Origin of the sequence: Pseudomonas sp. 2995-1 (genome assembly GCF_002742505.1) — a bacterium.
GTDB lineage: Bacteria > Pseudomonadota > Gammaproteobacteria > Pseudomonadales > Pseudomonadaceae > Aquipseudomonas > Aquipseudomonas sivasensis.
In genome coordinates this window covers 38,931-64,132 of the sequence record NZ_LJSA01000379.1, presented here as the reverse complement: position 1 = coordinate 64,132, position 25,202 = coordinate 38,931, and the positions used below count along the sequence as shown (strand labels likewise).

General features: G+C 59.1%; 24 protein-coding genes. 17 read left to right on the top strand and 7 right to left on the bottom strand.

From position 1 onward, the window contains the following. Window positions 1–83: 83 nt before the first annotated feature. The 11 genes from iolE to AOA61_RS21075 all read left to right on the top strand — a co-directional run bounded on the left by iolE (window position 84) and on the right by AOA61_RS21075 (window position 13,292). Window positions 84–977 (top strand): myo-inosose-2 dehydratase, encoded by an 894-nt coding sequence (gene iolE, locus AOA61_RS21125; protein WP_032885779.1) that lies wholly within the window; start codon window positions 84–86, stop codon window positions 975–977. Next, on the top strand, window positions 974–1,762 hold the full coding sequence (gene iolB, locus AOA61_RS21120; RefSeq protein WP_099602661.1) for a 5-deoxy-glucuronate isomerase: 789 nt from the start codon (window positions 974–976) through the stop codon (window positions 1,760–1,762). Before iolE ends, iolB begins: the two co-directional genes overlap by 4 nt. Window positions 1,763–1,786: 24 nt before the next feature. Beyond that, window positions 1,787–2,602, top strand: coding sequence for a TIM barrel protein (locus AOA61_RS21115; RefSeq protein WP_099602660.1), 816 nt, complete (start codon window positions 1,787–1,789; stop codon window positions 2,600–2,602). 10 nt (window positions 2,603–2,612) lie between these two features. Further along, a complete protein-coding gene (gene iolD, locus AOA61_RS21110) occupies window positions 2,613–4,544 on the top strand; it encodes a 3D-(3,5/4)-trihydroxycyclohexane-1,2-dione acylhydrolase (decyclizing) (RefSeq protein ID WP_099602659.1) in 1,932 nt (643 codons plus the stop codon). A 19-nt stretch (window positions 4,545–4,563) separates the two neighbouring features. Continuing rightward, window positions 4,564–5,574: a Gfo/Idh/MocA family protein gene (locus tag AOA61_RS21105; RefSeq protein ID WP_099602658.1), complete on the top strand. Its 1,011-nt coding sequence runs from the start codon at window positions 4,564–4,566 to the stop codon at window positions 5,572–5,574. Between the two features lie 135 nt (window positions 5,575–5,709). Beyond that, on the top strand, window positions 5,710–6,738 hold the full coding sequence (locus AOA61_RS21100) for a Gfo/Idh/MocA family oxidoreductase (RefSeq protein ID WP_099602657.1): 1,029 nt from the start codon (window positions 5,710–5,712) through the stop codon (window positions 6,736–6,738). Between the two features lie 353 nt (window positions 6,739–7,091). Then, on the top strand, window positions 7,092–8,027 hold the full coding sequence (locus tag AOA61_RS21095) for a sugar ABC transporter substrate-binding protein (protein WP_095185946.1): 936 nt from the start codon (window positions 7,092–7,094) through the stop codon (window positions 8,025–8,027). Between the two features lie 65 nt (window positions 8,028–8,092). Continuing rightward, window positions 8,093–9,646, top strand: a complete 1,554-nt coding sequence (locus AOA61_RS21090) for a sugar ABC transporter ATP-binding protein (RefSeq protein ID WP_032885787.1) — start codon at window positions 8,093–8,095, stop codon at window positions 9,644–9,646. A gap of 58 nt (window positions 9,647–9,704) precedes the next feature. Further along, window positions 9,705–10,727 (top strand): ABC transporter permease, encoded by a 1,023-nt coding sequence (locus tag AOA61_RS21085; RefSeq protein WP_032885788.1) that lies wholly within the window; start codon window positions 9,705–9,707, stop codon window positions 10,725–10,727. Between the two features lie 381 nt (window positions 10,728–11,108). Continuing rightward, entirely contained in the window at window positions 11,109–11,513 is a 405-nt protein-coding gene (locus AOA61_RS21080) for a TraR/DksA C4-type zinc finger protein (protein WP_010564800.1), read from the top strand. 183 nt (window positions 11,514–11,696) lie between these two features. After that, a complete protein-coding gene (locus AOA61_RS21075; protein ID WP_099602656.1) occupies window positions 11,697–13,292 on the top strand; it encodes a methyl-accepting chemotaxis protein in 1,596 nt (531 codons plus the stop codon). 57 nt (window positions 13,293–13,349) lie between these two features. Here AOA61_RS21075 and AOA61_RS21070 read toward each other — a convergent pair whose 3' ends face one another. The 3 genes from AOA61_RS21070 to AOA61_RS21060 form a co-directional block, all read right to left on the bottom strand. Next, window positions 13,350–13,586 (bottom strand): DUF2789 domain-containing protein, encoded by a 237-nt coding sequence (locus AOA61_RS21070; RefSeq protein ID WP_032885790.1) that lies wholly within the window; start codon window positions 13,584–13,586, stop codon window positions 13,350–13,352. A 72-nt stretch (window positions 13,587–13,658) separates the two neighbouring features. Continuing rightward, window positions 13,659–13,889, bottom strand: a complete 231-nt coding sequence (locus AOA61_RS21065; RefSeq protein WP_032885791.1) for a hypothetical protein — start codon at window positions 13,887–13,889, stop codon at window positions 13,659–13,661. Window positions 13,890–14,003: 114 nt separating this feature from the next. Beyond that, entirely contained in the window at window positions 14,004–14,270 is a 267-nt protein-coding gene (locus tag AOA61_RS21060; RefSeq protein WP_163033237.1) for a hypothetical protein, read from the bottom strand. A gap of 420 nt (window positions 14,271–14,690) precedes the next feature. On the opposite strand from AOA61_RS21060, the gene AOA61_RS21055 reads away from it, so the two are divergent. Then, on the top strand, window positions 14,691–15,140 hold the full coding sequence (locus tag AOA61_RS21055; RefSeq protein WP_032885792.1) for a hypothetical protein: 450 nt from the start codon (window positions 14,691–14,693) through the stop codon (window positions 15,138–15,140). A 132-nt stretch (window positions 15,141–15,272) separates the two neighbouring features. Then, entirely contained in the window at window positions 15,273–16,274 is a 1,002-nt protein-coding gene (locus tag AOA61_RS21050; protein ID WP_032885793.1) for an ABC transporter substrate-binding protein, read from the top strand. 68 nt (window positions 16,275–16,342) lie between these two features. Here AOA61_RS21050 and AOA61_RS21045 read toward each other — a convergent pair whose 3' ends face one another. Next, entirely contained in the window at window positions 16,343–18,469 is a 2,127-nt protein-coding gene (locus AOA61_RS21045; protein ID WP_099602655.1) for a TonB-dependent siderophore receptor, read from the bottom strand. A 95-nt stretch (window positions 18,470–18,564) separates the two neighbouring features. Beyond that, window positions 18,565–18,954: a DUF2946 domain-containing protein gene (locus tag AOA61_RS21040; RefSeq protein ID WP_095185943.1), complete on the bottom strand. Its 390-nt coding sequence runs from the start codon at window positions 18,952–18,954 to the stop codon at window positions 18,565–18,567. A 91-nt stretch (window positions 18,955–19,045) separates the two neighbouring features. Between AOA61_RS21040 and AOA61_RS21035 the strand changes: the two genes are divergently transcribed. From AOA61_RS21035 to AOA61_RS21020, 4 genes are all read left to right on the top strand, one after another. Next, window positions 19,046–19,483 (top strand): DUF3995 domain-containing protein, encoded by a 438-nt coding sequence (locus AOA61_RS21035; RefSeq protein WP_032885797.1) that lies wholly within the window; start codon window positions 19,046–19,048, stop codon window positions 19,481–19,483. Between the two features lie 237 nt (window positions 19,484–19,720). Then, window positions 19,721–22,222 carry a TonB-dependent siderophore receptor gene (locus tag AOA61_RS21030; RefSeq protein ID WP_099602654.1) on the top strand — a complete coding sequence of 834 codons (2,502 nt, stop codon included), beginning with the start codon at window positions 19,721–19,723 and terminating at the stop codon, window positions 22,220–22,222. A gap of 148 nt (window positions 22,223–22,370) precedes the next feature. Next, entirely contained in the window at window positions 22,371–22,700 is a 330-nt protein-coding gene (locus AOA61_RS21025; protein ID WP_032885840.1) for a hypothetical protein, read from the top strand. Between the two features lie 95 nt (window positions 22,701–22,795). Next, complete coding sequence (locus AOA61_RS21020) at window positions 22,796–23,239, top strand: GNAT family N-acetyltransferase (protein WP_032885800.1); 444 nt, start codon at window positions 22,796–22,798, stop codon at window positions 23,237–23,239. Between the two features lie 304 nt (window positions 23,240–23,543). Here the strand turns inward: AOA61_RS21020 and AOA61_RS21015 are convergent, their stop codons facing one another. Continuing rightward, entirely contained in the window at window positions 23,544–24,488 is a 945-nt protein-coding gene (locus tag AOA61_RS21015) for a diguanylate cyclase (protein ID WP_095185941.1), read from the bottom strand. 276 nt (window positions 24,489–24,764) lie between these two features. Next, window positions 24,765–25,127 (bottom strand): NUDIX hydrolase, encoded by a 363-nt coding sequence (locus AOA61_RS21010; protein WP_032885802.1) that lies wholly within the window; start codon window positions 25,125–25,127, stop codon window positions 24,765–24,767. Window positions 25,128–25,202: the final 75 nt, after the last annotated feature.

Sequence of the window (25,202 nt, the reverse complement as noted above, 5' to 3'; positions counted from 1 at the left end):
ACTACCGCTATCGGGGGCAAGCCCCTCCCACATAAAGCAGAAAGCAGATCTCAGTGATACCTGAAAATAATAAAGGTGCAGCCATGCCCGCAATCCGAATTGGCATCAACCCGATCTCTTGGAGCAACGACGACCTTCCGGCCCTCGGCGGTGAAACTCCGCTGAGCACTGCCCTGAGCGAAGGTAAGGAAATCGGCTACGAAGGTTTCGAACTTAACGGCAAATTCCCCAAGGATGCCAAGGGCGTCGGCGACGTATTGCGCCCCTATGACTTGGCGCTGGTCTCCGGCTGGTATTCCAGCCGTCTGGCGCGCCGCTCGGTGGCTGAAGAAATCGAAGCCATTGCCGGCCACGTCGAACTGCTGAAACAAAACGGCGCCAAGGTGCTGGTGTACGGCGAGGTGGCCGATTCGATCCAGGGCTCGCGCATTCGCCTGATCGAACGCCCGCGCTTTCATAGCGAGCAGGCCTGGCAGGAATACGCCGACAAGCTCACTGAGTTAGCGCGTTTTACTTTGTCCCAAGGCGTGCGACTGGCGTACCACCACCACATGGGCGCGTACGTCGAATCCCCGCAAGACATCGACGAGTTGATGCGCCGCACCGGGCCGGAGGTCGGCCTGCTGTTCGATTCGGGCCACTGCTACATGGGCGGCGGCGAACCCCTCGACGTGCTGCGCAAACACATTGACCGCGTGTGCCACGTGCATTTCAAGGACGTGCGCAAACCGGTGGTGCAACTGGCGCGCAACCAGATGTGGAGCTTCCCCGACTGCATCGTCAACGGCACTTTCACCGTGCCCGGCGATGGCGATATCGATTTTGCCGAGTTGCTCGATGTGCTGCTGGCCGCCAAATATGAAGGTTGGCTGGTGGTGGAGGCCGAGCAGGATCCGGCAGTGGCGCCCAGTTATATCTATGCGAAAAAGGGCTATGACACCTTGCGTGCTCTTCTCACTGAGAGGGTTGGACAATGAGTCTGTTGGTTAAAAGCAACAAACGCGGGCAAACCATGGTTGCCCTGGAAGAGGGCCGTCTGGAATACGTAGGGTTCAAAGCCTACCGCCTGAGCCTCGGCGAAACCCTGCCGATCAGCGCTGGCGATAAAGAACTGTGCCTGGTGCTGCTCAGCGGCCGGGTGAACATCGAAGGCGAGGGCTTCAACTGGCAGAACCTTGGTGATCGCCAGTCAGTGTTCGAAGAAAAGTCCCCGTTCGCCGCCTACCTGCCGCCGGGCACCGATGCCCAGGTCACCGCCTTGAGCGACGTACAAATTGCCGTCTGCGCTGCTCCCGGTGCCGGCGGTTACGAACCGCGCCTGATCCGCCCGCAAGACTGCAAGCGCAGCGTACGTGGCAAAGGCGCCAACACCCGTTACGTGTGCGACATCCTGCCCGACACCTCACCGGCCCATTCGCTGCTGGTGGTGGAAGTACGCACGCCGTCGGGTCATTCGTCGAGCTACCCGCCGCACAAGCACGACACCGACGATCTGCCGCACCAAAGCTTTCTTGAAGAGACCTACTACCACCAGATCAACCCGCCCCAGGGTTTTGTGTTCCAGCGGGTCTACACCGACGACCGCAGCATCGACCAAGCCATGGCCGTGGAAAACAGTGACTTGGTGGTGGTGCCCAAGGGCTATCACCCGGTCAGTGTGCCGTACGGCTACGAGTCTTATTACCTGAACGTCATGGCCGGCCCCAAGCGCGCCTGGCATTTCCACAACGACCCGCAGCACAGTTGGCTGCTTGACCTTTAAAACGGTTCTAGACGGAGAACAACAATGAAGTCGCCTCTACGCTTTGCCCTGAACCGCATGGTCGCGCCCAACCTGTCCCTGCCGGATTTCATCCAATTGGCGGCCGCGCTCCAGTGCGATGCCATCGAAATTCGCAATGACCTCAAAAACCGTGAAATCGAATACGGCACCCCGGCCAGTCGCGTGCGTGAGTTATGCGCGGTGCAGGGCATTACGGTGCTGTCGATCAACGCGCTGTACCCCTTTGATGTGTGGAACGACGAGCGCCGCGCCCAGGCGATCAAACTCGCTACCTACGCCCGTGAATGTGGCGCCCAAGGCCTGGTGATGTGCCCGCTCAATGAACCGGGCGACACGCGCAACGATGCCCAGCGCGCCGCCGGTTTGCGCACTGCATTGAGTGAGCTGGCGCCGATCCTGCGCGAGTACGGGATTCTCGGTTTCGTCGAACCCCTGGGCTTCGAAGAGTCTGCCCTGCGCCGCAAGCGTGTGGCGGTGGACGCAATCAAGTCCATTGGCGGCCTGGATGTGTTCCGCGTGGTGCACGACACCTTCCACCACCACTTGGCCAATGAACATGAGTTCTTCCCGGAGTTGACCGGCCTGGTGCATATCTCCGGCGTGGAAGATGCCACGGCGCCGCTCAACTCGATCCGCGACGGCCACCGCGTGCTGGTGGGCGAGGGCGACATCCTCGGCAATGCCGCACAGATCGACACGTTGCTCAGCACCGGTTACAGCGGCTACCTGTCGTTCGAGCCATTTGCCACAAGCGTGCATGAGTTGGCGGATATACAGCAGGCGTTGGGGGCAAGCATCGCCCACCTGCAAAATCGTTAAGGGGCGCGACATGACCACAACACGACTGACCATGGCCCAGGCCCTGGTGAAGTTCCTGGATAACCAATACATCGAAGTCGATGGCGTGCAGAGCAAGTTTGTCGCCGGCGTGTTTACCATTTTCGGCCACGGCAATGTGTTGGGCCTGGGCCAGGCGCTGGAGCAGGACAGCGGCGATCTGGTGGTGCACCAGGGCCGCAACGAGCAGGGCATGGCCCACGCCGCCATCGGTTTTGCCAAGCAGCACCTGCGCCGCAAGATCTACGCGTGCACCGCCTCTGTCGGCCCTGGCGCGGCGAATATGCTGACCGCTGCGGCGACCGCCACCGCCAACCGTATCCCGTTGCTGCTGTTGCCCGGTGATGTCTACGCCAGCCGCCAGCCCGACCCGGTGTTGCAACAGATCGAGCAGTTCCACGACCTGAGCATCAGTACCAACGACGCGTTCCGCTCGGTGAGCAAATACTGGGACCGTATCAACCGTCCTGAGCAACTGATGACCGCCGCAATTCACGCCATGCGCGTGCTCACTGACCCTGCTGAAACCGGCGCGGTAACCCTGGCGCTGCCCCAGGATGTGCAGGCCGAAGCCTGGGACTACCCTGATTATTTCTTGCAAAAACGCGTGCACCGTATCGACCGCCGTCCGGCCACCGCCGCGATGATTGGCGATGCGTTGGCGGCTTTCCGAGGCAAGCGCAAGCCGCTGATTATCTGCGGCGGCGGCGTGAAGTACTCCGGCGCGAATGCTGCGTTGCAGGCGTTTGCCGAGCGTTTTGATATTCCGTTCGCTGAAACCCAGGCGGGCAAAAGTGCGGTGGTCTCAAGCCATCCGCTGAACGTGGGCGGTATCGGTGAAACCGGCTGCCTGGCCGCCAACCTGCTGGCGCCAGAGGCCGACTTGATCATCGGTATCGGTACCCGCTATACCGACTTCACCACCTCATCCAAGTCACTGTTCAAACATGGCGAGGTGACGTTTCTCAACTTGAATATCAGCCCCGCCGACGCCTTGAAGCTGGACGGCGTGCAGGTGTTGGCCGATGCCAAATTGGCCCTGCAAGCGCTGGCCGATGCCCTCGGCGATTATCGCTCCGGATGGGGCTCGCAGATCAGTGAGGCCAAGGCGCAGTTGGACGCCGAAGTGGACCGTGTGCACCAGGTGGAATACCAGGGTGATGACTTTGTGCCTGAGGTCGACGACCACCTGGACCGCGCTGTACTGCGCGAATTTATCGAGCTGACCGGCTCGTGCCTGACCCAAAGTCGCGTACTCGGCGTGCTCAATCAAACCCTGGCCGATGACGCGATCATCGTGGCCGCCGCCGGCAGCTTGCCTGGCGACTTGCAGCGCGCCTGGCGCAGCAAGGGCGTCAACACCTACCACGTCGAATACGGCTACTCGTGCATGGGCTACGAGATCAATGCTGCCCTGGGCGTGAAGCTGGCCGAGCCGACCAAAGAGGTCTACGCGCTGGTCGGCGATGGCTCCTACATGATGCTGCACTCGGAGCTGGCCACCTCCATCCAGGAGCGACGCAAGATCAACGTAGTGCTGCTGGACAACATGGCCTTCGGCTGCATCAACAACCTGCAGATCGGCAATGGCATGGACAGCTTCGGTACCGAATTCCGCTACCGCGACCCCGAGAGCGGCAAGCTCGACGGTGGCCTGGTGCCGGTGGATTTCGCCATGAGTGCGGCGGCCTACGGCTGCAAGACCTACAAGGTCAGCACCGTGGAGCAGCTTGAAGCGGCCCTGGCCGATGCGCGCACGCAAACCGTCTCGACCCTGATCGACATCAAAGTGCTGCCCAAGACCATGATCCACGGCTACCTGTCGTGGTGGCGGGTAGGCGTGGCGCAGGTTTCCACCAGTGAGCGCACCAACGCAGCGGCGAAAAAACTCAATGAACACCTGGCGAAGGCCCGGCAGTACTAATAACAAGAGGAGTGTTTGTATGTCTTTGAAGCTTGGAGTGATCGGTACCGGCGCCATTGGCCGCGACCATATTCGTCGTTGCAGCCAGACCTTGCTCAACAGCCAGGTGGTGGCGGTGACCGATATCAACCTTGAGCAGGCCGCCAAGGTGGTTGCGGAGTTGAAGCTGGACGCCGAGGTGTATCCGGACGGCCACGCGCTGATCAACTCGCCGCAGGTGGAAGCGGTGCTGGTGACCTCGTGGGGCCCGAGCCATGAAGAATTCGTGCTCGCGGCCATCGCCGCCGGCAAGCCGGTGTTCTGTGAAAAGCCCCTGGCGGTGACTGCCGAAGGCTGCCGCAAGATCGTCGAGGCCGAAGTGGCCTACGGCAAGCGCCTGGTGCAGGTGGGCTTCATGCGCCCGTATGACGAAGGCTATCGCGCCCTCAAGGCCGTGATCGACAGCGGCCAGATCGGCGAGCCGTTGATGCTGCATTGCGCGCACCGCAACCCGACGGTGGGCGAGAACTACAAGACCGATATGGCGATCACCGACACCCTGATCCACGAGTTGGACGTGCTGCGCTGGTTGCTCAACGACGACTACGTATCAGTGCAAGTGGTGTTCCCGCGCAAGACCAGCAAGGCCTTGGCCCACCTGCGTGACCCGCAGATCGTGCTGCTGGAAACCGCCAAGGGCACCCGTATCGATGTGGAAGTGTTTGTGAACTGCCAGTACGGCTACGACATCCAGTGCGAAGTGGTAGGGGAGACCGGCATCGCCAAATTGCCGGAGCCTTCACAAGTGCAATTGCGCAGCGGTGCCAAACTGTCGAACGCAATTTTGATGGACTGGAAGGACCGTTTTATCGGTGCCTATGACGTGGAGTTGCAGGCCTTCATTGATAGCGTGCGCGCCGGGCAGGTAGGTGGGCCGTCGGCGTGGGATGGGTTTGCGGCGGCGGTGGCAGCGGATGCGTGTATTGAGGCGCAGGGCAGTGAGCAGATTGTGAAGGTGAGCTTGCCGGATCGTCCGCACTTCTACGGCTAACACTCGGTCAATGTGGGAGGGGGCTTGCCCCCGATAGCAGTGGGTCAGCAATAAATTTGTTTCTGATCCACCGCTATCGGGGGCAAGCCCCCTCCCACAGTTGATTGGGTTTCCAATTCAACTCAGGAGTTGATCATGCGAATCGGACTAGTCGGCTACGGCCACGGAGGGCGCTTTTTTCATGCGCCGCTGATTGCGACTTTGCCGGGTGCGACGTTTGTCGGCGTGGTGACGCGCTCACCAGAGCGGCGCCAGCAATTAAGTACTGATCTTCCAGGTGTGAAGGCCTTTGACAGCATTGGCCAGATCGTCGAAGCCGGTGTCGATGCGCTGGTCATTTCCACCACCCTCAAGGGCCGCCCGGCGCTGGTGCTGGAAGCCATCGAACACGGTGTGGCGGTGGTCAGCGACAAACCATTTGCTGCCAACGCTGAACAGGCCCAGGCGTTGATCACCGCTGCCGAACGCCATGAAGTGTTGCTCAGCGTCTACCAGAACCGGCGCTGGGACTCGGATTACCTGACCCTTCGCAAGCTCATCGACGCCGGTGCACTGGGCACCATCACTCGTTTCGAATCCCGCGTGGAACGCTACAGCCCTCAAGCGGTGGGCAATGCCAGTGGCGGGGGGTGGCTGCGTGATCTGGGCAGTCATCTGGTGGACCAGGCGCTGCAACTGTTTGGCCCGGTGGACCGGGTGTTCGCACAATTGCACTACACCGCCGAACACCCCAGCGTCGACCACGGTTTCTTCATCTCCCTGACCCATGCCAACGGAGTTATTTCCCATCTGTGGGGCAACGCCCTGCAAAACAGCCAGGCCCCGCGCTTTCGGGTGAGTGGCACCTTGGGTTGTTACACGGTGGACGGGCTGGATGGCCAGGAAGAAGCGTTGATGGCGGGCAAATCGCCGAAAACCGAAGGCGAGCACTGGGGCGCCGAGGAGCACCGCCGCTGGGGCTGGTTTGAGCAAGGTGATGAGCGTGAACGGGTGCCTTCAGAAAAGGGCTGCTGGACGCAGTTTTACCGGCAACTGCAAGCGGCCGTGCAAGGGCAGGGACCCTTGCCGGTAGATGCCTATGACGCGCTGGAAACCACCCGTATATTGGACGCCGCACGCCTGAGCGCCGAGCGTCAGCAGGTGGTTTCAACAAAAATAGAATAAAATTCTAAAACAGGTTGATATGGAAATTATTTTCCAATAAAGTCTTTTCCAGGTTGCATAAAGTACGTCTTGGGCTCGACCCCGGCGACTCAACAAAAACAAGATCAAAAACAACCAGGTACCGTCAGATGAAAATCTTCAACGCTGTACTGCGAGTTTTACGCCCTGCCCACACGCCCCGCGGTCTGCCCCGCGCCCGGCCGTTCTACTTCTCCTTCCTTAATGTGCTGTGCGTCGAAAACCAAGGCGCGCTGGTCTGCTGCATTCCTGGCGCCCCGGTCGTTCGACTGCCCGCCGAGCTCTGATAAACGCAACGTCCAAAAAACCAACAAGAAAGTGGAGACAGACCGTTCATGAAGACCCCGATCCGTTTTACCGCGCTGGCTTTATCCATGATGCTGGCCAGCGGTTTTGCCAGCGCCGCCGACATCAAGGTCGGCGTGAGCATGTCCGCGTTCGATGACACCTTCCTCACTTACCTGCGCGAAGACATGGATAAGCAAGCCAAGTCCTATCCCAAGGGCGACGGCGTGCAGTTGCAGTTCGAAGACGCCCGCGCCGATGTGGTCAAGCAACTGAGCCAGGTCGAGAACTTTATCAGTCAGAAAGTCGACGCCATCATCGTCAACCCGGTCGACACGGCTTCCACCAAAAACATCATCAACGCCGCGACCAAGGCGGGCATCCCGTTGGTGTTCGTCAACCGCCGTCCGGACCAGAAAGACCTGCCCAAGGACGTAGTGGCCGTGACCTCCGATGACGTCGAGGCCGGCAAGCTGCAAATGCAGTACATCGCTGAAAAACTTGGCGGCAAGGGCAAGATCGTGATCCTGCTGGGCGACCTGGCGAACAACTCCACCACCAACCGCACCAAGGGCGTGAAGGAAGTGTTGGCCAAGTACCCGGACATTAAGATCGAACAGGAACAGACCGGCATCTGGCTGCGGGACAAGGGCATGACCCTGGTCAACGACTGGCTGACCCAAGGCCGCGAGTTCAACGCGGTGTTGGCCAACAACGATGAGATGGCGATCGGCGCATCCATGGCTTTGAAATCGGCCGGCAAGGAAAAAGGCAGTGTGCTGATCGCGGGGGTCGACGGTACGCCGGACGGCTTGAATGCGATCACCAAGGGTGACATGGCCGCCTCCGCGTTCCAGGACGCCAAGGGCCAGGCGGTGGGCTCGGTGGAAGCAGCGCGCAAGATGGCCAAGAACGAGCCGGTCGAGCAGAACGTGATCATCCCGTTCCAACTGATCACTCCGGAAAACGTCGCCAAGTTCAAGTAGCCCAGACATAACAACAATGAACCGGCAGGGCGGTCGTGCCCGCCCTGCTGATGGAGTACCTCCCTATGCTCGCTCAAGCCGTTGTCTCGCAGCCTCCCGGTATCCAGCCGCTGGCGCAGGAAGAACCCTACCTGCTGGAAATCGTCAACATCAGCAAAGGCTTTCCCGGCGTCGTCGCCTTGGCCGACGTACAACTGCGTGTGCGCCCCGGCACGGTGCTGGCGCTGATGGGCGAGAACGGTGCGGGTAAATCGACCTTGATGAAAATCATCGCCGGTATCTATCAGCCGGATGCTGGCGAAATCCGTCTGCGCGGCAAGCCCATCGTCTTTGAAACACCCCTGGCGGCCCAGAAAGCCGGGATCGCGATGATCCACCAGGAACTCAACCTGATGCCCCATATGAGCATCGCCGAAAACATCTGGATCGGCCGCGAGCAGCTCAACAGCCTGCACATGGTCAACCACCGCGAAATGCACCGCTGCACCGCCGAGTTGCTGGCGCGCCTGCGCATCAACCTGGACCCCGAGGAACACGTGGGTAACCTGAGCATCGCCGAACGGCAGATGGTCGAGATTGCCAAGGCCGTGTCCTACGACTCCGACATCCTGATCATGGATGAGCCGACTTCGGCCATTACCGAAAAGGAAGTGGCCCACCTGTTTTCGATCATTGCCGACCTCAAGTCGCAGGGCAAAGGCATCGTCTACATCACGCACAAAATGAACGAAGTGTTTGCCATCGCCGATGAAGTGGCGGTGTTCCGCGACGGCCATTACATCGGCCTGCAACGTGCTGACAGCATGAACAGCGACAGCTTGATCTCGATGATGGTGGGTCGCGAGCTGAGCCAGCTGTTCCCGGTGCGCGAGACGCCTATCGGCGAGTTGCTGATGTCGGTGCGCGACTTGACCCTGGATGGCGTGTTCAAGGACGTCTCCTTCGACCTGCATGCTGGCGAGATCCTCGGTATTGCCGGGTTGATGGGCTCGGGCCGTACCAACGTGGCGGAAACCATCTTTGGCATCACCCCAAGCAGCAGCGGGCAGATCACCCTGGATGGCGCGCCGGTACGCATTACCGATCCGCACATGGCCATCGAGAAAGGCTTTGCGCTGCTGACTGAGGACCGCAAGCTCAGCGGCCTGTTCCCGTGCCTGTCGGTGCTGGAAAACATGGAGATGGCGGTACTGCCGCACTATTCGGGTAACGGTTTTATCCAGCAGAAAGCCCTGCGTGCGCTGTGCGAAGACATGTGCAAGAAGCTACGGGTGAAAACCCCGTCTCTTGAGCAGTGCATCGACACCTTATCCGGCGGCAATCAGCAGAAAGCCTTGCTCGCCCGGTGGTTGATGACCAATCCGCGGTTGCTGATCCTGGATGAGCCGACCCGAGGCATCGACGTCGGTGCCAAGGCCGAGATTTATCGCCTGATCTCCTTCCTCGCCAGCGAAGGCATGGCGGTGATCATGATTTCCTCGGAGCTGCCTGAAGTGCTGGGCATGAGCGACCGGGTGATGGTGATGCACGAGGGTGAACTGATGGGCACCCTGGACCGTGCGGATGCGACCCAGGAAAAAGTCATGCAGTTGGCCTCCGGTATGACCGTAGTCCACTGACGAACAGCCGTGCGGGCCTGCGGTTGGCCCGCACCATAGAATAAGAAGGTGATTGGCTATGAACGCGATAACAGACAACAAGCCTGCCACGGCACCGGTCAAGAACCGGCGGCGACTGCCCACCGAGCTGAGTATCTTCCTGGTGCTGATCGGCATCGGGCTGGTGTTTGAGTTGTTCGGCTGGATCGTGCGTGACCAGAGCTTTTTGATGAACTCCCAGCGGCTGGTGCTGATGATCCTGCAAGTATCGATCATCGGCCTGCTGGCCATCGGGGTGACGCAGGTAATCATCACAACGGGGATCGACCTGTCTTCGGGCTCGGTGCTGGCGCTGTCGGCGATGATTGCCGCCAGTTTGGCTCAGACTTCTGACTTTTCCCGGGCGGTGTTCCCGTCGCTGACCGATCTGCCCGTGTGGATTCCGGTGGCGATGGGGCTGGGTGTGGGGCTGCTGGCAGGGGCGATCAACGGCAGCATCATTGCTGTCACCGGTATCCCGCCGTTTATCGCGACACTGGGCATGATGGTTTCGGCCCGTGGTCTGGCGCGTTATTACACGGAAGGCCAGCCGGTGAGCATGCTCTCGGACTCGTACACGGCTATTGGTCATGGCGCGATGCCGGTGATCATTTTCCTGGTGGTGGCGGTAATCTTCCATATCGCCCTGCGCTACACCAAGTACGGCAAGTACACCTACGCCATCGGCGGCAACATGCAGGCGGCGCGGACCTCGGGGATCAACGTCAAGCGTCACCTGATCATCGTCTACAGCATCGCCGGCCTCCTGGCAGGCCTGGCAGGTGTGGTGGCTTCGGCACGCGCCGCCACGGGTCAGGCGGGCATGGGCATGTCTTATGAGCTGGACGCGATTGCGGCAGCGGTCATCGGCGGCACCAGCCTGGCGGGCGGGGTAGGGCGTATTACCGGTACGGTGATCGGCGCGCTTATCCTTGGGGTGATGGCCAGCGGGTTTACCTTTGTGGGGGTGGATGCGTATATCCAGGACATCATCAAAGGCTTGATCATCGTGGTGGCGGTGGTGATCGACCAGTACCGCAATAAACGCAAACTCAAACGCTGACGCGCTACAAAATGTGGGAGGTGCGGTGCGACGATTCGACTGAGGGCAAGTCGAATCGTCGCACCGCACCTCCCACATTTAATCATCAACAGTCTGTTTCAACCGTTTGTCTTCTATATAGCTCCACAACACTGAATTTCTTGCTATAAACGCACTCCGATAACCATTCGCCAAGCCCGTCCTGGTGCCTTTTGGGGTTGTATCGGTAAAAATGCCTGTCTTTTCAGTTGCTGCGCCCTCAAGTCGGCCTTAGACTGCCGCCCCTCGTAAATTGAGTGCCGGGTGGCGCTTGGAATGGATGGCGCCCTTCCGAGACCTGCAGAGGTCGGCCGGAACGCTCCCTTATTCGCCTTAATGCACGTATTTTTTATAGAGAAATCAATGACAAAGGAAAAGTTGCTGGCCATGCCGGCGGATGACTACATGAATGCCGAACAGCACGCTTTTTTTGAGCAATTGCTGCAAGACATGAAAGTGGAGCACCACGAGCGCATTGAACAGAACCGTATCGCCATTGAAAGCCTGGACACTCCGGCTGACCCGGCCGACGCCGCTTCCGTTGAAGAAGAGCGCACCTGGCTGGTAAACGCCATCGACCGCGACCAGCGCATGCTGCCGCAGCTTGAGCGTGCACTGGAACGCATCAAGGAAGATTCCTTTGGCTGGTGCGATGACAGCGGTGAGCCTATCGGCCTCAAGCGCCTGTTGATCAGCCCGACCACCAAGTACTGCATCGAAGCGCAAGAGCGCCACGAGCAGATCGACAAGCATCAGCGCCAAGCCTGATGCGGTGAAGCTGGGGGCCGCCCGCGCGGTTCCCCAGAGAAAGACCCCCGTTACGCCCGTCTATTGATCTGCTGCAGCCCACCCCACTAAAGGCCCATGGATAATGGCCCGATAGTGGCGTTAAATGCAGACACAATAACGACAAGCAGTGGGGTAATGAAGATGGCTGGAGACGGAACTCTGATGGGCGCAGCAGTGCCACCCCAAGCGGTGGTGCGCGGGTTGCCCGGCTGGTTGATGCCGCTCTTGCAGAGCACTGCCCTGGTGCTGGTACTGCTGGGCCTTGCTTATGCCAGCCTGCCGTTGTACCTCTGCCTGCCACTGGCCTTGCTGGTCATCTGGTTGCCCCGCCTGAAAAGTCCCAAGCCTGTGATCGAGCAGTCTGCCGCCGTCGATGCGATAGGCGAGCTGACCCGCGACCTGTCCTATACCACCAGCCATAACGCACTGTCCGCCGCCGGAGTGGCCTATTCGGTCAAGCAGTTGGCTGCGCGCGTGCAATCGCAATTGAGCGCCGCCAAGCAGATTGTCAGCAGTGCCGAAGTGATGATCGGCACCGAAAAAGTCACTTCCCAACTGAGCCGCGAGGCTTTGGATGCTGCCAGCCAAGCCCATCAGCGCAGCACCGAAGGTCGTGAAGTTCTGGCCCAGTCGATCATCCGCATGCACCAGCTCAGCCAGCGTGCCAATGCCAGCCGCGAGTTGATCGAGGCCTTGAGCCAGCGCAGCGAAGAAATCCAGCGCGTCACCCTGGTGATCCAGTCCATCGCCAGCCAGACCAACCTGCTGGCGCTTAACGCCGCCATTGAAGCGGCGCGGGCGGGCGAGCATGGGCGCGGGTTTGCCGTGGTGGCGGACGAAGTGCGTGGCCTGGCCGGTCGTACGGCCACCGCCACCGATGAAGTTGGGTTGATGGTGGCGGACATCCAGCAGCGCACGGCTCAGGTGGTGGAGCAGATTCGCCAGTTGTCGGCGGACTTGCACACCGGTGTCGAGCAGGTGGAGCAGGCTGGCGAACAACTGCACAGCATCGCCAGCCTGGCGGCGGATGTGGAAGGGCAGGTCAATGAGATCGCCCAGGGCGCCGACACCAACCGCGCCCAGCTCGACAGTTTGTTCCACGCCGTTGAACAGATGCGCAGCGACCTGGATATAAGCGACCAGCAAACCCGCCAATTGGCCGACGCCGCTGTGCAAATGGAAGGGCAGGCGGAAACCATCAGCGAGCGCCTCGCCGAGGTCGGGCTCGATGACTATCACCAGCGTGTCTACGACCTGGCGCGGGAGGGGGCTGGCCGCATTGCCGAGCAGTTCGAGGCGGATGTGCAGCAAAACCGCATCAGCCTGGACGACCTGTTCGACCGCAGCTACACGCTGATCCCCAAAACCAGCCCGAGCAAGTACCACACGCGGTTCGACGGTTATACCGACCTAGTGTTGCCGGCGATTCAGGAAGCGCTGCTGCCACGTCACGAAGGGTTAGTGTTTGCGATTGCCTGCACGCCCCAAGGCTATGTGCCGACCCACAACAACGCGTTTTCCCAGGCGCTGACCGGTGATACCCAAGTAGACGCGGTGCAGAATCGGACCAAGCGCAAGTTCGACGACCGCACCGGGATTCGTTGCGGCAGCCATCAACAAGCGGTGTTGTTGCAGACCTACACCCGCGATACCGGCGAGTTGATGCACGATTTGTCGGTACCTATCATGGTCCGTGGGCGGCATTGGGGTGGCTTGCGTCTGGGCTATAAGCCGGAGGCGGCGAAGGCTGTGCGTTAGGCACGGTTACAGGTAGGGCAAGCGCCTGCGAGCCGCAGGCCGCCTGCGTCGAGTGGGTTACTGCGGTTGATGCAGGCGCTGGTTGAGCTCATCTACGGGGATGGCCCAGTCAGCGTCTTCACGCAGTTCTTCCTTCAGAAACTGAGCCTGTTGCGGCGTCCAGAACGGTGCGTCGATCAACTTCACGTCGTCACTCAGCGGGTGCGCGACAATGAAGGCGTCGATGGCTTGCGGCGACGAGTCCAGGCCCAGTTGTTCGAATAACGTTTCGAGTGTAGGTATTGGCGCGTCCATATCGTTCTCCCTGCAGGTTTCTGGATGGTTATGCATGGGAGGCTTGTGGCGCGGTAGAGTTCGATCGGATTGTCAGGAGGTCAGCGCGCCTGAATCCACCGCAGTCTTGAGCGCCTGGGCGGATTCTTTTCCAGCGATGGCGGCGGAATCCAGCGTCTTGAACCAACGGTCCTTTTCCACCTGATGCGTGGTCACAGTGGTCAACGGTGGCTTGGCGCGCATCACGATCACTGCTTGAAACTCACCGTCTACTTCCCTTGCGTCGCCGTGGATGAAAAATTCGCCAATATCAAATTCCGTCACGTATAGCCTTCCCTTCGAGGTAACCAACTGCACTGATGAAACCTGACCCGAACGGGGCCAATTTCAATGGACAGGCCAGTATGGCAGTTGTTGAGGGGTGGCGGCGCAGTAAAGTCATCCGGGTGACGAAACGATCCCCCCGAGCAGGGAGGCCTCCAGGCGCTTGGCCAGTTCACAGGCCTCGATGTGGTCGCTGCGAAAGCCTTTGATCCTGCCGCTGGTCACTTCGCGGATATGAAAGAAGTTTCTTCCGGCGGGTACTACTTGGTAAAGAACTGATTGAGGGTACCCGTTGGGACTGTGCAAGCAGTAGTATGGATGTTCGTCCTGCCATGATGAACGAGTGCTGGAAGGCATAGCGTTGTATTGGCGTCGTTGCATGGTCAGCTCCTGTCGATCGATCTTTGTTGACCCAGCAGCAGCGTTACAGGTGGTTTTAACCTGTGTTGCTGTTTTAGTATTGTCGTCGGCAGTTGGCGTCTGGTTCCACGCCGAGGCGTTTTTTGTTTGTATACGCTGTCGGAAACTGCGTTTTTAATAGTGTTATTTTCTGAAGCGGGTCGACCAGTATTCTCTGGTTATTGAACCTGTGATCTCCTGCGATTCGCGATGACCTTGCATGAGGCCCATCGTGTGCGTCTGCACTAGTCTCCTGGAGCGCAGCCGCGAGATCTTCTTCAGTTTTTTCTATGATTGTGTTGTGTGATCGAGCCGAGATGGCCGTTTTTTTGTGCTGCCCGCTCTGGCGGACAGCGCTCTTTTCGATGTGGGGGCGTTTCCTTGGCAGTCAGTAATCTGGATATGCACGCGTTGTTCGTGCTGGGTGATTTGCGCGCAAAGTTGGTCAAACAGTTTCAATCCCGTTTCGTTTACATCACTGAGCAGACGCCGGAAGGCATCTATATCGCCGAAATAGACACGGAAGCGGCGATGGTCGTAGATGACAAGCCGCGCTTGGAACTCAAGGTGGGTGACCATTTTCGTGCCGCGGTATTGCCCAGTCGCGAAGGTGGCAAGTTCGAACTCAAGTTCCGCGACATCAAGTTGACGGTGTATGGCCTGGGCGACTATGCCTTTGTGTCGACGGCCGAAGGTCACGGCATCGTCTTCAAAGAAGGCCATAGCGTGATGCTGGTGTTTGCGGCCAATGAACAACTGCAGGAAGGCCTGACCAAAACCCTCAAAGCCGTGACCGGCAAGGCCGCCAAATGGCGCAAGGGTGAGCTGGTAACGTTCAAGGCCAGCGAATAGCCAACAAATACTGCGAACATCTCCTATCTCCCGGAACCTCTACTACAGTTGAGTTGACTTAACTATTCAGAGGCTTCGCGCATAGCAGCAAAGCCGTCCGCTGTTTGCTGCGATATCGCGAGGTGCAAGGGCATGAAAGGATTGAGAACGCTGTTGGCTGCGTCGTTTACGGCCCTGAGTCTGTCTGTCTCGGCCGCGCAGGCGCCGGTACACTTTGCCGACCTGAACTGGGAAAGCGGCAGCCTGATCACCGAAATACTGCGGGTGATTGTCGAGAAGGGTTATGACCTGCCCACCGACACCTTGCCCGGTACCACTATTACGCTGGAAACCGCCCTGGCCAAGAACGACATTCAGGTCATCGGCGAAGAGTGGGCAGGGCGCAGCCCGGTGTGGGTGAAGGCCGAGGCCGAAGGCAAGGTTGTCGGCCTGGGCGATACGGTCAAAGGTGCCACCGAGGGCTGGTGGGTGCCGGAATACGTGGTCAAGGGCGATCCCGCCAAAGGCATCAAGCCTCTGGCACCGGACCTTAAAAGCGTAAAAGACCTGGCTCGTTACAAGGACGTGTTCAAAGACCCGGAATCCCCAGGCAAAGGACGCTTCCTTAACAGCCCCATCGGCTGGACCTCGGAAGTGGTCAACAAGCAGAAGCTCAAGGCCTATGGCCTTGACGACAGTTATGTGAACTTTCGCAGTGGTTCGGGGGCGGCACTGGATGCCGAAATTGCCTCGTCGATCCGCCGTGGCAAGCCGGTGCTGTTCTACTACTGGTCGCCGACGCCCTTGATGGGCCGCTATAAGTTGATCCAGCTGGAAGAACCACCGTTCGATGCCGAGGCCTGGAAAACGCTGACGGATGCGGATAATCCTGATCCGAAGCCTACGCGGTCTTTGGCGTCCAAGTTGAGCATCGGTGTGTCTACCCCGTTTCAGAAGGAACACCCGCAGATTGCGGCGTTTTTCGAGAAGGTCGAGTTTCCGATTCAGCCGCTGAACAAAGCCTTGGCGACCATGAGCGAGAACCACACACCGCCACGTGACGTGGCTCAGGCGTTTATGAAAGAACACCCTGAAGTGTGGAAGGCTTGGTTGACGGAGGATGTGGCGGGGAAAGTTGAAGCCAGCCTGAAATGATCCGTAATGTGGGAGGGAGCAAGCCGAATCGTCGCACCGCACCTCCCACATTGTGAACACGTTGCTGTTTAGAACTTGGTTTGCACCGCCACTTCAAAGGTCCTCGGCGAACCGAGGTAGTAAGCCGGCGATACATGCGCAAATTCGGCATACACCTCATTGGTCAAGTTGCGCACCCGCCCAGTCACCGACGTGTGCGCATCCACGTTGTAGCGCAGGAACGTCCCGAACAGGGTGTAGGCAGGGACGGTCATCGTGTTGGCATTATCTGCGTACACCTCGGCGACATACCGCGCATCCACGCCGCCTTGCCAGTCCTCGGCGAAATCATAAGTCATCCACACATTCCCCACGCGCTTGGGCACGTTGGTCGGCGTATTGCCTTTACGCGAAACCACTGCGCCGCTGGCGATTTTCTCGTTGAACTCGTCGTACTCCGCATCCACCCAGGCGAAGTTGCCCTCTGCCAGAAGCTTTGGTGTGATGCGCAGCGAAGTCGCCAGCTCGATGCCCTTGGACGACTGCGCGCCGACCGGGATGCTGGTGGTCGGGTCCTGTGGGTCGGTGACGGCAAAATCCTTGCGCTCAATCCTGTAGGCGGCCACGGTCGCCGAGCCACGCCCATCCAAGTAGTCAAACTTGCTGCCCACTTCCCACTGCTTGCCGGTCGAGACGTCGAACACCTGAGTGGTGGTAGTGGGCTGCTCGGCGGCGGTGCTGTATTGCACGTAGACATTGGCTGAGGGGATGAACTGGTACGTCAGGCCCACGCGGCCTGTCACCGGCTCCCAACGGCGCTTGAAGTGCCGTGGATTAGTAGCCGTGACAACGCGGTGGTTGGTCACATCCAGATCGATGGCGTCGTAACGCAGGCCGCTGAGCAGCGAGAGTTTATCGGTTAGGCCCAGTCGGTTTTCCATGAACAGTGCTTTGGTGGTGACTTCATTAGTCTTGTCCTTACCGAACTTTTCCTGGGTTCGCGGGATGTCGTAGAAGTGCCCGGGATTGAAGTCGTTTGGATCCACCGTGCTGTTACCCGGCATATTCCAGGGCGTGCTGGTGGTGCTGTTGACCTTGTACTCAAAGCCGCCGGACCAAGTGGTCGACAGGCCGAACAGGCTGTCGTCATGGCGCAGCTCGAACTGGTTGCCGTTCTGTTCGCCTTGATGGCGCACTTGGTAGGCTGTGGACCGGTTCACCGCGCTGTTATTGGTGGTGTACTGGTAGGTCTCCAGGTTGCGGTAGTCGCGCTGGCTGTCGAGGTGGTAGAGGGTGTTTTTCAGCGTGGTGCTGTCGTTGATCCGGTAGTCGATAATCGAGCGTGCCCACAGCGTGCGCTGTTCATAACGACCGTCTGCCACGTTGTAGTTGTTGAAGCGGTTGTGTGTGTCGATCTTCAGCTCGCCGGCCTTGGGGTTGAGCACCGGTGTACCCCAATACGGGCTGTCTTCGTGTTCATCCTGATACTCCAGGGCCAGGGTGTGTGACAGGTCGGGAGTGAGGTCACTGAGCAGGGAAAACGCCAGGCTCCAGGCATCGCGCTGAGCGCGGTCGATGTAGCTGTGATTGGTATTGCGGCTGACATCCAGGCGCGCATAGTGCTGCACCTCGGCACCCGGTTCGGTCAACGCTTGGTTCACGCCAAAAGCCATGCCGGCCGTGTCGTAGCTGCCATAGGTCAGTTGGCCTTCGGCGGCTTGGTCCTCACGGGTCGCCAACTTGGTGACGTAGTTCAGTGAGCCGCCCACGGAGCCAGCGCCGTTGATCAAGGAGGAGGGGCCGCCGACCAGTTCCACCCGGTCATAGATCCAAGCATCCACGGGACGCGCCAGGCCGGTGGCTACGTTGATCCCATTGAACATTTGGGTGATCTGGCTGCTGGTAAATCCACGATAAGACACAAACCCACCGAAACCCGGCGGTGCGCTGGCGTTGACGCCGGGCAGGGTGTTGGCTGCATCGCGGAAGGTCTTGGCGCCATGACGCTCGATATCGTTGCGATTGGCTATGGCCACCGACGCCGGGGTTTCCCGCACGCTCAATCCCAAGCGCGAAGCCACGCCGCTGGACTGATCCAGGGACAGGCCAGGCTCGGCAGTTGATTCTCCATCAATGGTGGTCGGGGCCAGCTCAATGGCCCAGGCGCAGACAGGCAGGCAGCCGAACAGGCCCGCCAACAGGGGTAAATGTTTCATAGTTGAATCCTGAAAAACTTGGCTTGAAAGCAATGCACAGCCGTCCGTATCTCCTTGGAAAAACGGTGGCCGGTGCAGATCGGAAAGCGAAGGGATCAGGCGAAGGCAGGAGGCGCGCGCGGGTTAGCCGCGGGCCAGGTGAAGCGAGCAGGGATGTCGGCGGCCAGCACAATGGCCGGCGGTGGCGCATGGGGTTGCGGCAACACCGCCACATTCAGGCTGGAACTGAGCGCCGGTCCCATCCCGCCAGAGGAGCACAGCGGACAACCAAACGCCTTGGACAGCGTGGGCAGGTTCTCATCGGTGGAGTTGGACGGCTGGGGCGCCTGGGTACGCGGGTCCACGGTACAGAACTGACCGCCGATGCCATTGAGCTGCATCCCCACCATCTGCCCATGACCAATACTGCAGACGAACACATTGAACAGGACGCAGCAATACAGCATCCAGGCAATTAGCGAGCGGTCGGCACGGGCGAATTTCATGGGGCGGCACTTTAGCATCAGCTGCCGACGAAATGCCTGCAAAAAATCTCTGGGCGACTATCCTGTTTCGCACCTTTAAGGAGAGCCTGCCATGAGCTTTGTCATCGCGCGGTGGATTGTCGGCATTTTTACCTGCATCAGCATGGTCCACCTGTACTGGGCGGCGGGAGGCAAACTCGGCAGCCTCGCCGCCATCCCCCAACTCCCCGGCGAATTCGCCAGCGGGCCACGCCCGGCGTTTAAACCGTCGGCATTGGGCACTTTTCTGGTGGCGATGGGGCTGGTGGCGATTGCGCTGCTCGTGTGTCTTCGGGCTGGGCTTTATTTCTCGCCAGTGTCCCATGGGGCATTGCAGTGGGGGATCAGCGCGATTGCCTTGGTGATGTTTGCCAGGGCGATTGGGGACTCGGAGTTGGTCGGGTTTTTCAAGAAAGTCAGTGGGTCGCGGTTTGCGAGTATGGACACGTGGTTTTATTCGCCTTTGTGCCTGGCGTTGGGGGTAGGGTTGTTGGTGGTGGCGTGGGGGTGATGGACGGATCGCTTTTTTCAGATCCCTGGATCATGGCTGGATGAAGTACCAGTTTTGAACCAGAGGAATTCGTGGGAGCCCACCCATGTCCTGGCAGAGGGCTACACAAAAAAGCGGTCCAACTGATTGCATCAGTACACGGGGAAAACTTTCTCAGATAAAAACCGATCTCATTCCTGCCCGATTTGCGGACATGGCCGTCATGGTTAATAGAACCTCTATTACGCAGGATTTCCCATGTCGCGCCTCGCTCGTCCCGTGCATCCACTGGCTCTGTCAGTGGCGATGGCTTTTGCCGCAGTGCCGTTGCTGAATGTCCAATCCGCCGTTGCCGAAGAAAGCAGCCGCGCTGTGCGTAGCTTCCAGATCCCGGCCGGTGACTTGAGCCAGGCCCTCAATAGCCTGGCCGAGCAGGCGGGGCTGGTGTTGGCCTTTGATGCAAGCTTGACTCGGGGCAAGCGTAGTAATGGCTTGAGTGGGCAATACGACACCGATGTGGCCCTGAACCAACTGCTGGCCGGCAACGGCCTGCAAGCCTTGAAGATTTCCGCCGACCGCTACCGTCTGGAAGCCATCCCGGATAACGGCGGCGCCATGGAGTTGCAGCCCACCACTATCAGCGCTGCCTACCAGGCTGAAAGCCCCACTGGGCCGGTGTCCGGCTATGTGGCCACGCGCAGCCTGTCGGGAACCAAGACCGACACCGCGCTGATTGAAACCCCGCAGTCGATCTCCATCGTGACCAGAGACCAGATGCGTGCGCAGAACGCCGAGAGCCTCAACCAGATCCTGCGCTACAGCGCCGCTGTGGTCCCGGAAACCCGTGGCGCTACCGCCTCGCGTCTGGACCAATTGACCATCCGCGGGTTCGCTCCGGCCACCTACCTTGATGGCCTGCGGATGCCATCGAGTCGTGATGCCTTGCCGCAAAAAGACGCCTTCGACCTGGAGCGTGTTGAAGTGCTGCGTGGTCCGGCGTCGGTGCTCTACGGTCAAGGCACACCGAGCGGGGTAATTAACATGGTCACCAAGCGCCCGCTGGACACGCCGTTTCATGAAGTGGGCGTCGAATACGGCACCTTCAACAAGAAGCGCACCACCTTCGATTGGAGCGGGCCGATAGACGATCAGGGCGTGTACTCGTACCGTGTTGCCGGACTTTTCGACGATGCCGATGGTCAGGTCGAACACACCGAGACCCGCCGCCAGTCGCTGTCGACCGCGTTCACCTGGCGCCCGGACGATGCCACGTCGCTGACGCTGCTCGGGCATTTTCAAAAGGACCCCAAGGGCGCGTCCTACGGATCAGTCCCCGCCTGGGGCTCGGTATTGCACAGTCCAACCGGGCGCAGCATTGATGTGGATTTCTACGACGGTGAAAAGAACTTTGAGAAGAGCGACCGCGAGTATTACTCCATCGGTTACGCCTTCGAACATCACTTCGATGACGTGTGGACCGTACGCCAAAACGCGCGTTACCTGCGCAGTGAAGGCCAATACCGTAGCCTCTACAGCAACTACCTGCTGACGGATTATCGGACTATCCGCCGTTCGACTATCGCCACTGATGTGGACATGGACGCTTATACCCTCGACAACCAGGTCCAGGCCAAATTCGACACGGGCCCGTTGCAGCACACCTTGCTGATGGGGCTCGATTATCAGAACACCAGCACCGACACCCTGTCCGGCTCAGGCACCTACACTGCCGGGCCAACCCTGGATATTTTCAACCCGGTCTACGGCGCAGCCGTTGCGGTACCGGCGTACACCACCGACGGCACGTCGCGTAGCGAACAGACCGGCGTCTACCTGCAAGAGCAGATGAAGTGGGATAAGTGGGTGTTGCTGCTGGGTGGTCGTTATGACTGGGCCAGCACCGAGAGCAGCACCAAAACTCTTCGCACGGGCGTCAAGAGTCAATCCTCGCTGGACAGCAAGGCCTTCACCGGTCGTGTCGGCCTGGTCTATCTCTTCGATAATGGCTTGGCGCCGTATGCCAGCTATTCGGAATCCTTCAACCCGCAGTCGGGCACCGGATATGGCGGCTCGGTGTTCAAGCCTACCGAAGGTAAACAGTATGAAATCGGCATCAAATACCAGCCGCCGGGCAGTAACAGCTTTATCACGGCGGCGATCTTTGACCTGCGCCAGAGCAACGTACTGACGACCGATCCGGACCCTACGCACCTGTGCGGTACCGGTCGTTGCCAGAGCCAGGACGGCGAAGTGCAATCCCGTGGTTTTGAGTTGGAAGGTAAGGCCAGCCTCAATGACAACTTGGACATCACTGCGGCGTACGCGTACCTGGATAACCGCATCAGCAAGTCCAACAATACCGTGCGCTATGCACCCATCAGCGACATCGGCGTAGGCCCGGCCATCAACGCAGAGGGCACCACCACTTACGCGGTTCCGCGTCACACCGCCTCGGCGTGGGCGGACTACACCTTCCATGACGGCAACCTCAAGGGTTTTGGTGCCGGCGCCGGTGCGCGTTATGTCGGCTCTTCGTGGGGCGATACGGCTAACACCCTGAAAGTACCGGGCTACACCTTGTTCGATGCGGCGGTGCACTACGACATCAAGAACATCGTCAACCTCAAGGACAACCTGCGCCTGGCGCTGAACGCTACCAACCTGGCGAATAAAGAGTATGTCGCGTCGTGCTATTCCTACTCGTGGTGCTGGTATGGCTCGCAGCGCACGGTGCAGGCGAGTGCGACTTATCAGTGGTGACTGCCTGCAACGTTGTAATGGGTGAACGCTGTGTGGCGAGCGTACTCGCCAACAACCCGTTCACTCGATAAGGCAATTTAATGGCCCCTTTGTAACAAAATTCTCGCCAGAATCGCTTTTATTTTCAGGTGGTTAGGCGGGGATGCAAATGCGCAATGTTGGAATCATGCTGATCGCCTGCTCCCTGGCAGGGGGCGCGGCTGTCGTGCAGGCACGGGAGCTGCGCGAGGGTGACAAGTACATGTGCAGTTGGGGCGCTGGCACCGCTGCCAGGGCCCAGGAACTCAAGCTGTCGGGGGTGTCGTTGTACGCCGCTCGGCAGAAGATCCAGACCCTCAAGTTCAACAAATCCTGGATGCGCATGATGGCCATGGGCATCACCGAGCAGACCTACGACAGCCGTTCACGCCTCAAGCCGGAGGCGATCCGCCAAAGCTTCTACCAGGACTGCGTACGCTACAAAGTGGCGCGTAAATAGGCCTCGGCCACCAGCACTCGGCTTACAAAACCATCCCAACCCCTGGCTTCTCATTTGTCTACAATTGCGCCTTTATCCAAGGACAGGGAGCCAGTATGCAAACCACTATCCGGGTAGCGACGCAGGACGATGTCGCCACGCTCTTCGCCATCCGTACGTCTGTGGTGCAAAACCATTTGAGCGTTGCGCAGATGGCCGACCTGGGCATTACGCCCCAAGTTCTGGCCGAGAGCATTCGTGACGCGCCCTGTGCATGGATCGCTGAGGTAGACGGTCAACCTGCAGCCTTTGCGATGGTCGACCTAGCCGAAGGCGAAGTGTTTGCGATGTTCGTACTGCCGACTCACGAGCGTCTCGGCCTCGGTCGGAAACTGATGGCTGTTGCCGAAGCCGTGTTATTTGAACACCACACCACACTGTTTCTGATCACCGACGGGCGTGACCACATTCGTGCAAACGGTTTTTACCAACGCCTGGGCTGGTCGAAAGTAGGGCAGGTTGAGTGTGACGACGTACGCTACGAAAAAAACAGGGTGTAATCACGCGTGGACCCATCTAGGGATGCGTCGTTATTTTTATTAATAACCCTTTTTTATAAGTGGAAATATACCCGGTAGTTGCACCAAAAAGTGGCACTTGTATCCGTCACTACCCTAAAAAACATGTGGTTATTGAAGGACTTACAACACTTCCAATCCGACGAAAGGATTGAAATAGTCTTGTTACACGTTTTTACAGTCGTTACTATAGCCGGGCGTTCACCTCCCACGGTTTATGCATTTTTAAATCCCAAGTTTCCATCAGCTACTTGGGATTTTTTTTGCCCGCGATTTGACCTCCGCGTCAAACTTCACCCTCGGCAAACTCCGCGCGCATCCGTCCATTGCGTTTGGCCTGGTAGAGCAATTTGTCGACACCCTCGACAAATTCCAGCATCGGACTATCTGGTGTGACGATACGTGTACCGACGCCCAGGCTCATGGTCAGCAGGTTCGACACCGCCGAAAAACCATGCTCGATCTGCTGCTGGCAGATCAGGTGCAGGCAACGTCGTGCTACCTGTTTGGCCGACGCCGCGTCGGTTTCCGGTAGTAGCCATACAAACTCTTCACCGCCGATCCGCGCGATGAAATCCCGTGGCCGGTTGGCTGCCAGCGACAGGGTACGTGCGACCTGGCGCAAGCATTCGTCGCCCTTGATATGGCCGTAGTGATCGTTGTACTGCTTGAAAAAATCGATATCCAGGATGATCAACGACAGCGGCAACTGGCTGCGCTGGGCGCTGGCCCATTCGCGCTCAAGCACGGTGTCGAACATGCGTCGGTTGGCGATGCCGGTCAGGCCGTCCTGGTAGGAATATTCCTCAAGTTGCTTTTGCAGGCGTACCAAGTGTTCTTCGGTTTTCTTGCGTTCGCTGATATCGAACATAAAGCCGATCAGGGCTTCGACCTCGCCGTCCTTGCGCACCACGTGCACCACGTCACGAATCCACACGTAGTCGCCGTTGACGGTCAGTGCCCGGTAATCCGCCTCGTGGTCCACGCCGGCGCGGGACTGCGACACACAGAAATTCACCACGTATTCACGGTCATCCGGGTGCATGCGCTCGACCCAGTCGTCCACGCTGACCCAGCTCTGCGGGGTCCAGCCCAGCAATGTTTCGATCTGCGGGCCGATGTAGCTGAACGTCATGGTTTGCCAATCGATACGCCAGGGGATGGCTTTGGTCGACTCCAACAGCGTTCGGTACACGTCACTGTCGGGCTGGCTTGGGTGATCGATGCTCATGGGAGTGCTCGGGGATGATGGCGAATAGCCAAGAGCCTCTTTTGATCGTCGCTTGGAGTCAAGCGTAAGCCGAGGCAGCAGACGAGAGGTCGTGAAAGAGGCTTTTTGGCGCGGGTGTTTCGGCGTTTTCGCTACAAATAGACGCTGGATTATTGAACACTGACAGTACCGTTGGTGCAGGCAGCCGCTGCCGCGTTCGTCAAATCCTTTGTCGAACGGCAGAGAGCGAATGGCTTGGTGATACGAGAGTTGTTGGTCAGCGACCAGAGCGCCGATTTACAGGCGGCGTAGAAAGGATTTGACGATGTGTTTGGTGGCGTCGGTGGTGTCCAACTGGTCGAGCGCGCCATAAGCGTGCCACTGGCAGTCGACAATCTCGTTACAGGGTCGCGCGTCCGCGATGTTCACCACTGACGCTTCGAACACATGATGCAGCGTGTCGCGGGCTTTGAGTTCCTGCAGATAGAGCAGGCCGTCCACGTTCAATCCGGTTTCTTCTTCCAGCTCGCGTTCGGCGGCGCCCACCGGGCGTTCGTCGCGTTCGACCTTGCCACCCGGCAACGCCCATTTTGATCTGGCCTTGCGCACGAAGAGGATATGCCCCTCGTGTTCGCATATGACCGTTGCCCTGATTTTCATCGTCTGTGTCCCGCAGCGGCATGAATGTCATAAAAGTGTAATGCAATTGTCATGCTAAGTGGTTATGGCGCGCAG